We start from the raw sequence: 12,914 nt of genomic DNA on the forward strand, positions 1-12,914 counted from the left end.
GCCGAGGTCAGCGAAGGATCTCGGCGAGGAACATGCCCGTGTGGCTGCCCTCGACCTCGGCTACGTGCTCGGGAGTGCCGACCGCGACGATCTGACCACCACCCGCTCCCCCCTCTGGACCCATGTCGATCAGCCAGTCAGCGGACTTGATCACGTCGAGATTGTGCTCGATGGTGATGACGGTGTTGCCCTTGTCGACCAGCCCGTTCAGGACGAGAAGCAGCTTGCGGACATCCTCGAAATGCAGACCCGTGGTCGGCTCGTCGAGCACGTAGACACTGCGTCCGTTCGAGCGACGCTGAAGTTCGGTCGCGAGCTTGACCCGCTGGGCCTCGCCACCGGACAGGGTCGTCGCGCTCTGCCCGAGGCGCACGTAGCCGAGGCCGACCTCGACCAGCGTCTTCAGGAACCGGTGGATCGCGGTGATCGGCTCGAAGAAGTCGGCCGCCTCGGCGATCGGCATGTCGAGCACCTCGGCAATGTTCTTGCCCTTGTAGTGCACGGTCAGAGTGTCGCGGTTATAGCGCGCTCCCCCGCAGACTTCGCACGAGACATAGACGTCGGGCAGAAAGTTCATCTCGATCTTGATGGTGCCATCGCCCGAACATGCCTCGCAGCGGCCGCCCTTGACGTTGAAGCTGAAACGGCCGGGCAGGTAGCCGCGGGCCTTCGCCTCCGTCGTCTCGGCGAAGAGGTTGCGGATGCGGTCAAAGACGCCGGTATACGTGGCGGGGTTTGAGCGCGGAGTGCGGCCAATCGGATTCTGATCGACATGCACGACCTTGTCGAGGTTCTCGAGGCCTGTGACGCGGGTGTGCTTGCCCGGCACCTTACGAGCGCCGTTCAACTGATTGGCGAGAACCCGATACAGGATGTCATTGACGAGCGTGCTCTTGCCCGATCCTGAGACGCCGGTCACCGCGACGAACGTGCCGAGCGGAAACTCCGCATCGACCTTGCGCAGATTGTTGGCGTTCGCGCCGACGACCTTGATCATTCGCTTGCGATCGATCCTGCGGCGCTTCTTCGGTACATCGATTGCCCTGCGGCCGGAAATGTAGTCGCCAGTGAGCGAGTGCGTGTTCTCGAGCAGCGACTCATACGAACCCGAGTGCACGACCTTGCCGCCGTTGACGCCAGCCCCCGGGCCGATGTCGACGATCCAATCGGCGGTGCGGATCGTGTCCTCGTCGTGCTCAACGACGATCAGCGTATTGCCGAGGTCGCGCAGCTTGATCAGTGTGTCGATGAGACGGCGGTTATCGCGCTGATGTAGCCCGATGCTGGGCTCGTCGAGGACATAGAGCACGCCGGTAAGCCCGGAGCCGATCTGTGTCGCCAGGCGGATGCGCTGCGCCTCGCCGCCGGAAAGGGACGCTGCGGCTCGCGAGAGATTGAGGTAGTTCAAGCCGACCTCGATAAGGAAGTCGATGCGGGCACGGATCTCGCGGAGCACCTGCGCCGCGATGTGGGCCTCACGGTCGGTCAGCTCGAGCCTGCTCATGAAGTCTTGCGCGTCGCCGAGGCTGAGGTCAGCGACATCCGCGATGCTCGCGCCATGGACGAGGACGGCGAGAACCTCCGGCTTGAGCCGGGAGCCCTTACAGACTGGACAGGGTACCTCGCGGAGGAACTCGGACCAGCGGGTGCGCTGGACGTCGGTCTCGGCCTGCACGAACTGGCGCTCGATATAGGGCACAACGCCCTCGAAGCCGGAGGTATAGCTCATCTCGCGGCCATAGCGGTTTTTCCACTTGACTTTGACTTCGAAGTTGTCGCCATGAAGCACTGCCTGCTGCACCTCGGTGCTGAGACGCTTCCACGGTGTCGCAAGCGAGAAGCCCAGATCACGAGAGAGGCCATCGAGCAGCTTTTCGTAGTACTGGAACAGGCCCTTGCCCTGCGTGGTCCAGGGGATGATGACGCCCTCCGCAATACTGAGGTCGGGATCGCCCAGTAGCAGCTCGTCATCGACGGACATGCGGGTACCGAGACCGGAGCACTCGGGGCAGGCGCCGAACGGGGCATTGAAGGAGAACGTGCGCGGCTCGATCTCAGTCAAGGAGATGGGGTGATTGTTGGGACAGGAGAGTTTTTCCGAGTAGGTGGTCCAGGCACCCTGGCCCTCGCCGCCCACGAAGTTGATCTGGACGATCCCATCGGTGAGGCGCAGCGCGGTCTCGAGCGAGTCGGTGAGGCGGCCGAGGATGTCGGGGCCAGCGACCAAGCGATCGACCACGACCGAGATATCGTGCTTGTACTGCTTCTTGAGCGTGGGCGGGTCGCTGAGCTGGACGAGGGTCCCGTCGACCATCGCGCGGGAGTAACCGCCGGCGGACAGCTCCTTGAAGAGGTCGACAAACTCGCCTTTTTTCTGGGAGACGACAGGGCTGAGGATCTGGTAACGGGTGCCGGACTCGAGTTCCATCAGCTGGTCGGCTATTTGCTGGACCGTCTGTGCCGAGATCCGCTCGCTGCAGATCGGGCAGTGCGGCACTCCGATGCGCGCCCAGAGCAGGCGCATGTAGTCGAAGATCTCGGTAATCGTGCCGACGGTGGAGCGCGGGTTGCGGTTCGTCGACTTTTGGTCGATCGAGACGGCGGGGCTCAGACCCTCGATGAAGTCGACATCGGGCCGGTCCACTTGCCCAAGGAACTGGCGGGCATAGGCGGAGAGGGACTCGACGTACCGCCGCTGTCCCTCGGCGAAGATCGTGTCGAACGCGAGGGATGACTTGCCGGAGCCCGAGAGACCGGTGAACACCACCATCGAGTCACGTGGAATCTCGAGGTCGACGTTTTGCAGGTTGTGCACCCGCGCTCCACTCACCACCAGCTTCGAGACCGACTCGTCGAGCGAGGAGACGAAACGATGGAAGGAGGGAGAGGGCGTGGAGGAAGGGTCCGTAACGGCGTTCAGGATCGACACTCCGAAAGTGTATGTGGCACCACCGACATCGCTCGAAGCGTTCGCTGGCCGCTGATCTCGGAGCCTCTGCCGCTGCCGCTCATGAGAGGTGGCCCGCCTTCTCCATCTGCCTGAGCTCGCGCTTCAGTTCCTGGACCTCGTCGCGAAGCCGTGCCGCCAGCTCGAACTTGAGTTCTCCTGCGGCCTGGAGCATCTGCCCGTTGAGATCGGCGATGATCGCTTCGAGATCGTTGCCACCGTTGGCCGCCAGACCCTGCCGACGCAAATTGGGTGTAGGGCTCTTTTTCTGTGAGTCTCGCCCCGCGAGGAGTTGTGCAGTGTCGGCCCCCTCACGGGCGAGGGCGTCGGTGATGTCGGCGATCTTCTTGCGCAGTGGCGTCGGATCAATGCCGTGATCGAGGTTATAGGCGACCTGCTTCTCTCGCCGCCGATCGGTTTCATCTATGGCAAGACGCATCGAGTCGGTGACCCGGTCGGCGTACATGTGCACTTCGCCCGACACATTTCGGGCTGCGCGGCCGATGGTCTGGATCAGTGATGTCGACGAGCGGAGGAAGCCCTCCTTGTCGGCGTCGAGGATCGCAACGAGCGAGACCTCGGGCAGGTCGAGTCCCTCTCGGAGCAAGTTGATGCCCACCAGGACGTCGTAGACACCGGCACGCAGCTCGGAGAGCAGCTCGACCCGGCGGAGGGTGTCGACGTCGGAGTGGAGGTAGCGTACGCGGACGCCGGCCTCGGTGAGGAAGTCAGTGAGTTCCTCCGCCATGCGCTTGGTCAGGGTCGTGACGAGCACGCGCTCGTCGCGCTCGGTGCGGCGCGTGATCTCTTCGAGCAGATCGTCGATCTGGCCCTTGGTTGGCTTCACCACAATCGCGGGGTCGATAAGGCCGGTCGGGCGGATGATCTGCTCAACGATGCCGTCGGCGATCCCCATCTCGTAGCGACCCGGTGTGGCCGAGAGGTAGACCGTTTGGCCGACGCGGGACTTGAACTCCTCCCACTTCAGCGGGCGGTTATCCATTGCAGACGGCAGGCGGAAGCCGTGCTCGACGAGCGTGCGCTTGCGGGAGGCATCACCCTCGTACATCGCGCCAATCTGCGGAACGGTGGCGTGAGACTCATCAATGACGACGAGGAAGTCGTCGGGGAAATAGTCGAGCAGGCAGTGCGGCGCCTCACCGGACTCACGGCCGTCGATGTGCCGCGAGTAATTTTCGATGCCGGAGCAGAAGCCGATTTGCTGCATCATCTCGAGGTCAAAAGTGGTGCGCATCCGCAACCGCTGCGCCTCGAGGAGCTTGTTCTGCTTCTCGAGATCGGCGAGACGTCCCTCGAGTTCCTGCTGGATGGTGTCGATTGCGCGGTGCATGACGTCCTGGCTGGCGACATAGTGCGAACCGGGGAACACCGACACCGACTCGAGCTTGCGCACGATGTCGCCGGTGAGTGGATGCAGCGTGTACAGCGCCTCGATCTCATCGCCGAACATCTCGATGCGGATCGCAAGCTCCTCGTACATCGGGATGATCTCGATCGTGTCGCCGCGCACGCGGAAGGTGCCGCGCGCGAAGTCGACGTCGTTGCGGGCGTATTGCATCGAGACGAACTTGCGGATCAAACGGTCGCGGTCGACGCGTTGACCCACCTGCAGCGCCACCATCGCCTCGAGGTACTGCTCCGGCTGGCCGAGACCGTAAATGCAGGAGACGGTGGAGACGACGATGACATCGCGGCGGCTCAGCAGTGAGTTCGTGGTCGAGTGCCGCAGGCGCTCCACCTCGGCATTGACCGAGCTGTCCTTCTCGATGAAGGTATCGGTCTGCGGAACGTAGGCCTCGGGCTGGTAATAGTCGTAATACGACACGAAGTATTCAACGGCATTGTTCGGGAAGAGCTCGCGGAATTCGTTGGCGAGCTGCGCCGCAAGCGTCTTGTTGTGAGCGAGGACGAGGGTCGGACGCTGCACTGCCTCGACCAGCCATGCCGTCGTTGCTGACTTGCCTGTGCCGGTAGCGCCCAGCAAGACGACATCGGTCTCGCCGGCGTTGATTCGGGCGCTCAGATCGGCGATCGCCGCGGGCTGGTCACCGCTCGGCTTGTACTCGCTGATGACCTCGAACGGGTGCACGGCACGGGTGGGCTCCATGGTTCGAAGCGTAGCCGCGACCACCGACACTCATGCGCGCGTGCGCTGCCGGCGAACGAGAGTACGCACGGGGACCAGTGCGATCTGCAGGGGCTCGACCGCCCGCGCGCTCCAGCATGCGGGAGAGAGCGCTCTATCTTGCGGAAGCCCTGCAGATCGCACTGAGTCCTGCAGATCGCACGTGGTCCTGCAGATCGCACGTGGTCAGCGGGTGAGCGTCAAGTGTTCCCAGAGTGCGTCGGTCCGCTCCAGGGTCTCGTCAAGAGTGCCGGAGGAGTCGAGCACGACGTCTGCAAGAGCCAGGCGCTCCTCATCGCTCGCCTGGGAGGAGACGCGGGCGCGGGCGTCCGACTCGGTCAGTCCGCGCAGCGCAATCAGACGGGCGATCCGCGTCTGCTTCGGCGCATGGACCACCACGACCTCGTCGAACTCGCCAGTGCCGCGCCCCTCGGCAAGGAGGGGGACGTCGTAGACCACGACAGCAGCCGGATCCGCCTCGGCCGCCTCCGCGAACAAGCGCTGAGAGCGAAGAGTGACAGCCGGGTGGGTAATCGCGTTCAGGTCGGCGCGGGCGTTCGCGTCCGAGAAGATGACCGCTCCGAGCGCGGCGCGGTCGAGCGCGCCATCGGGACGGATCACGGTCGGACCGAACCGCTCGGCGATCGCTGCCAGCGCGGGCTCCCCCGGCTCGACGATCTCCCGCGCAAGCCGGTCGGCGTCAACGACCACGGCTCCATGCTCGGCGAGTCTGCGGGCGACGGTGGACTTGCCCGAGGCGATGCCTCCGGTGAGGGCGACGAGATGCACCCGGCCACCCTATCCAGCACACAGCACGGAGGGGAGACGGCAAACGGCCGGCCCCGAGGGACCGGCCGTTTGATGCGATGTGCTCGCAATTAGTTGGTCGAGGACAGCTTCTCGCGGAGCGCGGCGAGCGACTCGTCATCGGCGAGCGTGCCCACCGTGGTCGACTCACCGGTGAAGCCGGCGCCGACCGAGACGCCCTCGGAGACCGTGGAAGCCTCCTCCTGCGACTTGACGACCTGAGCCTTGTGGGCCTCCCAGCGCGCCTGAGCAGCGGCGTATTCCAGCTCCCACGCTTCACGCTGCGACTCGAAGCCCTCGCGCCACTCGTTGGTCTCGGGGTCGAAGCCGTCGGGGTACTTGTAGTTCCCCTGGTCGTCGTACTCCGTCGCCATGCCGTAGAGAGCCGGGTCGAACTCGGTGCTCTCGGGGTCAACACCCTCGTTCGCCTGCTTGAGCGAGAGCGAGATGCGGCGACGATCGAGATCGATGTCGATGACCTTGACGAACACCTCTTCGCCGACAGACACGACCTGCTCGGCGAGCTCGACGTGCTTACCTGAAAGTTCGGAGATGTGGACGAGGCCCTCGATGCCGTCCGCGACGCGGACGAATGCACCGAACGGAACCAGCTTCGTGACCTTGCCCGGCGCGACCTGCCCGATCGCGTGAGTACGGGCGAAGACCTGCCACGGGTCCTCCTGGGTGGCCTTGAGCGAGAGCGACACGCGCTCGCGGTCGAGGTCGACCTCGAGGATCTCGACGGTGACTTCCTGGCCCACCTCGACGACCTCGGAAGCGTGCTCGATGTGCTTCCAGGAGAGTTCGGAGACGTGGACGAGACCGTCGACGCCGCCGAGGTCGACGAACGCACCGAAGTTGACGATCGAGGACACGACGCCCTTGCGGACCTGACCCTTGTGCAGGTTGTTCAGGAACGTGGTGCGGCTCTCGGACTGCGTCTGCTCGAGGAGCGCACGACGCGACAGGACCACGTTGTTGCGGTTCTTGTCAAGCTCGAGGATCTTCGCCTCGATCTCCTGGCCGAGGTACGGCGTGAGGTCGCGGACGCGGCGCAGCTCGATGAGCGATGCGGGGAGGAAGCCGCGAAGGCCGATGTCGACGATGAGACCACCCTTGACGACCTCGATGACCGAACCGGTGACGACACCGTCCGACTCCTTGATCTTCTCGACGTCGCCCCACGCACGCTCGTACTGAGCACGCTTCTTGGAGAGGATCAGTCGACCCTCCTTGTCCTCCTTCTGGAGAACCAAGGCTTCGACGCTGTCGCCCACGTTGACGACCTCGGAGGGGTCGACGTCGTGCTTGATGGAGAGTTCGCGTGAGGGGATGACGCCCTCGGTCTTGTACCCGACGTCGAGGAGAACCTCGTCGCGGTCGATCTTCACGACGATGCCTTCGATGAGGTCTCCGTCGTTGAAGAACTTCAGAGTCTTTTCGACCGCGGCAAGGAAGTCTTCAGCGGACCCGATGTCGTTGATCGCGACCTGCTTGGTTACCTTGTCGGTCGTTGCGGTTGTCATTAAGGGATGCTCCAGGATGGATAAGTCTCGGGCGGCGGCTACCGGCGGACCAGATGGCGCGCGTGCGTGGTGACCACCGCGATGGTGAGGGATGTGCCTCCGGCTTGACGGGCGACGCTCGGCGGGCCGGCGGACCGGTCCTCCTCGCGCGCTTCAGGCACAGCGGCGCCACAGATGTGACTCCCCAACTTTAGTCATCCCGGGAGGTGCGTGGCAATCCGCCGACACCCACCCGTGCATCCTCAGGCTGCGAGACTCGCCCGAAGGGTGTCCAGACCCACTCCACCAAGGTCGAGCGCTCGCCGGTGAAATGCCGCGAGCGAGAACGCTGCGCCCTCGCGGGCCTCGGCGTCGTCGCGAAGCTGCTCCCAGATCCGCTGCCCGATTTTGTAAGACGGGGCCTGGCCCGGCCAGCCGAGGTAGCGGTTCACCTCGAAGCGCACGAAGGCGTCGTCCATATGCACATTGGCGCGCATGAAGTCCAGCGCCGAGTCCGCGGTCCAGGGATGATCGGAGCCGGGCATCCGCTTCTGCAGGTGCACCCCGATGTCGACGACGACGCGGGCGGCGCGCATCCGCTGACCGTCGAGCATTCCGAAGCGGTCGGCAGGGTCGTCGAGGTAGCCGAAACGCTCCATGAGTCGCTCCGCGTAGAGCGCCCAGCCCTCGGAATGCCCGGACGTGCCCGCCAGCTGCCGACGCCAGGTGTTCAAATTCGCACGGTTATGAACTGCCTGCCCGATCTGGAGGTGATGGCCCGGCACACCCTCGTGATACACCGTGGTCAACTCTCGCCAGGTCGCGAACTCGGTCACGCCGGCCGGCACCGACCACCACATGCGACCGGGACGCGAGAAGTCATCGCTCGGGCCGGTGTAGTAGATGCCGCCCTCCTGCGTGGGCGCGATACGGCATTCGAGACGGCGCACCTCATCCGGGATGTCGAAGGCGGTGCCGGCGAGTTCGCGGACCGACCGGTCACTCGTCTCCTGCATCCACTGCTGCAGCGCGTCGACGCCATGCAGCGTGCGGGACGGGTCGTTGTCGAGGTGCGCGATCGCTTCGGCAACGGAGGCGCCGGGCAAGATCTCGCGCGCGATCGCCTCCTGCTCGGCCGTCATCCTGGCGAGTTCCTCGAGCCCCCACTCGTAAGTCTCGTCAAGGTCGATGACCGCACCGAGGAAGTGCCGCGAGCGCAGGGCATAGAGCTCGCGGCCCACGGCGTCCTGCTCGGAGGCAGCGGGCGCGAGTTCGGCGCGCAGGAACCGGGCGAGCCCGTCGTACGCGGTGCACGCCCGTCGGGCGCCGTCCTCTAACTGCCGCGCAAGCGAGGCGGGTAGCGCGCCTGCAGCGGGCGCGGCCTCTGCGGCGAGCGTGGCGAAGAAACCCCGAGGCGCGCCGATCTTCTCGGCCTGCTCGGCGACGAGCACCACCTGGCGGCGCGCTGGAACGATTCCGGTGCGGGTGCCCTCACGGAGGGTCTCGACGTACCCCGCGAGCGCTGCGGGCACGGCAAGCATCCGCTCGGCAACCGCCTCCCAGTCGGCGACCTCGTCGGTCGGCATCAGGTCGAAGGCGTCGCGTATTTCCTGCGTCGGGGAGGCGATGACGTTCAGATCGCGCAGCGGCAGTCCCGCCTCGTGGCTCTCTAGGGAGAGGCGCAACTCGGCGCCGAGGTCGGCGAGCGTCACGCGGTCGACGGCGTCGACGGGCTCCGCTCGCTCAAGATCAGCGAGGGCGGAGGCGGCGGCGGCATGTGCACGTTCGAGACCTGCGGGCGAGTAGTCACCCAGACGACTGTTCGCTTCGGCCCGGCCGATCATCGTGCCGAGCGTCGGGTCAAGATCGACGAGGGTGTCGACCCAATGCTCAGCGACCCGGTCGACAGCGGTTGGCTCGCGTGGTGTGTCGCTGCTCATGCCTCCGAGCCTAGCCAGGCGTGCAGGCTTCTTGGGCGGCCGCAGGCCGAGTCAGTGCGCCGCAACGTCCCAGTTCGCGCCGTGGCCGACCTGTACCTCGAGGGGCACGCTCAGATCGGCGGCGCCCGCCATTCGCTCGCGGACGATGCTCTCGAGCGACTCCTCCTCGCCGGGAGCGACGTCGAAAATGAGCTCGTCGTGTACCTGGAGGAGCATCCTCGAGCCGAGGCCACGCTCGTCGAGATCGGACTGGATCCGGATCATCGCGAACTTCATGATGTCGGCCGCTGACCCCTGGATGGGAGAGTTCAGCGCCGCTCGCTCGGCGTTGTCGCGAAGGACCCGATTGGCGCTCTGAAGATCGGGGAAGGGCCGGCGGCGCCCGTAGATCGTCTCGGTGTATCCCGTCTCGCGCGCCTGCTCGACGACGCTGCGGAGGTAGTCGCGCACGGCGCCGAAGCGGACGAAGTAGTCGGTCATCAACTGCTTGGCCTCGGCGCTCGAGATGCGCAGCTGCTTGGACAGGCCGAACGCGCTCAGCCCATAGGCGAGGCCATAAGACATCGCCTTCACCTTGTTGCGCATGGCCGAAGTCACCTCTCCCGGTTCGACGCCGAAGATGCGTGAGCCGACGAAACGGTGCAGGTCCTCGCCACTATGGAACGCCTCAATGAGTCCGGCATCACCGGAAAGGTGCGCCATGATCCGCATCTCGATCTGGGAGTAGTCGGCGGTGAGCAGAGTGCTCGCTTCGGCTCCATGCACGAAGGCTGTGCGGATGCGGCGGCCGACCTCGCTGCGGACGGGGATGTTTTGCAGGTTGGGGTCGTTGGAGGAGATGCGGCCCGTCGCGGTCCCGGTCTGGTCGTAGCTCGTATGGATCCGGCCGTCAGCGGTGATCGACTTTTCGAGGGTCTCGATGATCTGCTTGAGCTTTGTTGCGTCACGATGCTCGAGCAGCAGGCCGAGGAACGGATGCGGATGCGACTCCTGCAGGTCGGCAAGGGCGGAGGCATCGGTCGTGTAGCCGGTCTTGGTCGCTCGGGTGCGCGGCATGTCGAGTTCCTCGAAGAGGACCTGCTGGAGCTGCTTCGGCGAGCCGAGGTTCATCTCGTGCCCGATTTCGGCGAAGGCGCGGCTCGCGAGTTCAGCGGAGGTGACGGTGAGCTCGCTGTGCAGGCGCTCCAGCACCGCGGCGTCGATCGCGACACCGGACAGCTCCATCGTCGCGAGCACCTGCACGATCGGCAGTTCGATATCGACGAGCACCGACAGCATCCCCCCGCCGAGTCGCTCCGTGAGCGCACCGACCAGCCGGAATGCGTACCAGGCTTCGGTGGCCGGGCCCATCGGCTCGACCGTGGGGACGAGCTGGTTCGGGTCGCCCTGCGCCATCGTCTCGTCGAGGTGCTGCGAGACCTGCGCGGCCAGGGTCGCGGGGTGGCCCGATGGCTGGAGTAGCCAAGAGGCGACTCGCGTGTCGAAGGCGAGCCCCCCCACCGGCAGGCCGGCGCGACGGAGCGCCTTGATCTGCGGCTTCGCATCGGCAAAATACTTCGGCGCTGGCCCGGCAAGCCACTCCTCGAGCGCTGTGTAGTCGGGACGCTCGGCGGCCCACGGCACGAACGCCGTCTCCTTCTCTCCCGCGAGGCCGACACCCTCGAGCCCCTCGGCGCCGAGCTGTACCTGCACCGCAATCGGCGCCGAGCCCTGTGCCGAGAGACGGTCGAGCCAGTGCGCCAGCTCTTCATCGACCAGCGTGCGCACCGCGGGGGCCGCGGTCGTGACCACGTCGCCCGCGAGAGCCGCGGCTGCTCCGTCGACCCCCTCCTCGGCCGCGATCGTGAGCACGCGCTCCTGCAGCGTCTTGAACTCGAGGCGGCTGAAGATGTCGCGCACCGCATCGGGGTCGATCCCGCGGCGAGTGAGGTCGTGTGGGCCGAGCGGCAGCTCGACATCGGTCACGAGGCGGTTGAGACGGCGATTCCGGAGCGCGTTGTCCTTTTGTTCGCGAAGCTTCTCGCCGACGACGCCCTTGATTTCATCGGCGTGGGCGATGATGTCGGCGACCGTGCCGTACTGGTTGACCCACTTCGCCGCGGTCTTTGGACCGACCTTGTCGACTCCGGGCAGGTTGTCGCTGGTCTCTCCGACGAGCGCCGCGATTTCGGGGTACTGGTGCGGCTCGACTCCGTATTTCTCGAAAACCTTGTCGCGGTCGTAGCGGGTGAGCTGTGAGACGCCCTGGGTGGACGGGTAAAGCAGGGTGACCTCGGGGGTGACCAGCTGGATAGTGTCACGGTCGCCCGAGACGACCAGGACGCGGAAGCCCGCCTCGGCGCCCTGGCGAGCGAGCGTCGCGAGGATGTCGTCGGCTTCGAAGTCCTCCTTGGAGACGGTGCGAATGTTCATGGCGTGCAGGGCCTCCTCGAGAAGAGGGACCTGATCCTTGAACTCGGGCGGTGTCTCTCCGCGAGTGCCCTTGTACTCGGGGTACTCGCGTGTGCGGAACGAGTAGCGCGAGATGTCGAACGCGACGCCGAGGTGCGTGGGCTTCTCGTTCTTGAGCAGCAGGATGAGCATCGACAGGAAACCATGAATTGCGTTCGTGTGCTGGCCATCGCGGGTCTGGAAACTGTCGACCGGAAGCGCGTAGAACGCCCGGAACGCCAGGGAATGGCCGTCGACGAGCAGGAGGGTAGGCTGTTCCGGATCTGACACAGGGCCAGACTACACAGCGCCTCCGACACCGGATCGGGTCCGGTCGCGACCGTCCGCCGCACCGGCTCCGAGGCTCCACAATGAGGAGTACCGTGACCGAGCAGACCCCCCGCGAGACGCCCTGGATCCGCCCGCCGGCCCTCGATCTGGTTGCTGCGATCGGCCGCGGCATGGGCGAACTCGCCGAGCGGATGGGCATCGTGTGGCACGAGCTCACCCCCCAGCACTCCGTTGCGTCGATGCCCGTCGAAGGCAACCGCCAGCCGGTGGGCATCCTGCACGGCGGCGCACACGTGGTGCTGGCGGAGTCGATGGGCTCGATCGCCGCGAACGTGCACGCGGGCGCGGGCCAGTTGGCGATGGGGATCGAGCTGAACGCGAGCCACAGCCGCTCCGTCGCCGCAGGCTTCGTCGTCGCCACGTGCGACGCGATCCATCTCGGCTCGACGCTGACTACCCACGAAATCGTCGTCCGCAATGAGGCAGGCCGCCGCCTCTCGACCGTGCGGATCACCAATATCATCCGCGCCACCCGCTGACGGGGGTGCCGCGATCGGTCAGGCATGGCTGCGAGAGGTGATGTCGAGGGCCGCTCCAACGATCGCTACGATTCCCGCCGCGACGAGTGACACCATCGGCACATCTACTTGAAAAGCAACCACCATGCCTGCGATGCCGACGACGAGTTGGACGTACTACGCGCGCGCCGCCGATGTCGCGTTGATTCGTTCACACAGCCACGCCCTCTTTTCCGGCTCTTCGCAGTTGAGGGTGTAGCCGTACGGGTGTGGGGTTGGCGCGTCGTGGCCGGGAGTGGGGTCGAGGTCTTCCGATGATGGAGGTTCCTA

Annotated in this window: 7 protein-coding genes; 1 reads left to right on the top strand and 6 read right to left on the bottom strand. The window is 65.5% G+C overall.

Features of this window, described 5'->3' with window-relative positions; all coding sequences use genetic code 11:
* Nucleotides 1-7: 7 nt before the first annotated feature.
* The 6 genes from uvrA to polA form a co-directional block, all read right to left on the bottom strand.
* Nucleotides 8-2,833: an excinuclease ABC subunit UvrA gene (gene uvrA, locus B0H03_RS04100; protein WP_241560496.1), complete on the bottom strand. Its 2,826-nt coding sequence runs from the start codon at nt 2,831-2,833 to the stop codon at nt 8-10.
* A gap of 175 nt (nt 2,834-3,008) precedes the next feature.
* Nucleotides 3,009-5,075, bottom strand: coding sequence for an excinuclease ABC subunit UvrB (uvrB, locus tag B0H03_RS04105; RefSeq protein ID WP_104264887.1), 2,067 nt, complete (start codon nt 5,073-5,075; stop codon nt 3,009-3,011).
* Between the two features lie 204 nt (nt 5,076-5,279).
* Nucleotides 5,280-5,882 carry a dephospho-CoA kinase gene (coaE, locus tag B0H03_RS04110; RefSeq protein WP_104264888.1) on the bottom strand — a complete coding sequence of 201 codons (603 nt, stop codon included), beginning with the start codon at nt 5,880-5,882 and terminating at the stop codon, nt 5,280-5,282.
* Between the two features lie 89 nt (nt 5,883-5,971).
* A complete protein-coding gene (gene rpsA, locus B0H03_RS04115) occupies nt 5,972-7,426 on the bottom strand; it encodes a 30S ribosomal protein S1 (protein ID WP_104264889.1) in 1,455 nt (484 codons plus the stop codon).
* A 242-nt stretch (nt 7,427-7,668) separates the two neighbouring features.
* Entirely contained in the window at nt 7,669-9,345 is a 1,677-nt protein-coding gene (locus B0H03_RS04120; protein WP_104264890.1) for a DUF885 domain-containing protein, read from the bottom strand.
* Nucleotides 9,346-9,396: 51 nt separating this feature from the next.
* On the bottom strand, nt 9,397-12,066 hold the full coding sequence (polA, locus tag B0H03_RS04125) for a DNA polymerase I (RefSeq protein WP_104354262.1): 2,670 nt from the start codon (nt 12,064-12,066) through the stop codon (nt 9,397-9,399).
* 170 nt (nt 12,067-12,236) lie between these two features.
* Here polA and B0H03_RS04130 point away from each other — a divergent pair, with 170 nt between their 5' ends.
* Complete coding sequence (locus B0H03_RS04130; protein WP_237399510.1) at nt 12,237-12,605, top strand: PaaI family thioesterase; 369 nt, start codon at nt 12,237-12,239, stop codon at nt 12,603-12,605.
* Nucleotides 12,606-12,914: the final 309 nt, after the last annotated feature.

The organism is Rathayibacter iranicus NCPPB 2253 = VKM Ac-1602 (assembly GCF_003149025.1).
Lineage (GTDB): Bacteria > Actinomycetota > Actinomycetes > Actinomycetales > Microbacteriaceae > Rathayibacter > Rathayibacter iranicus.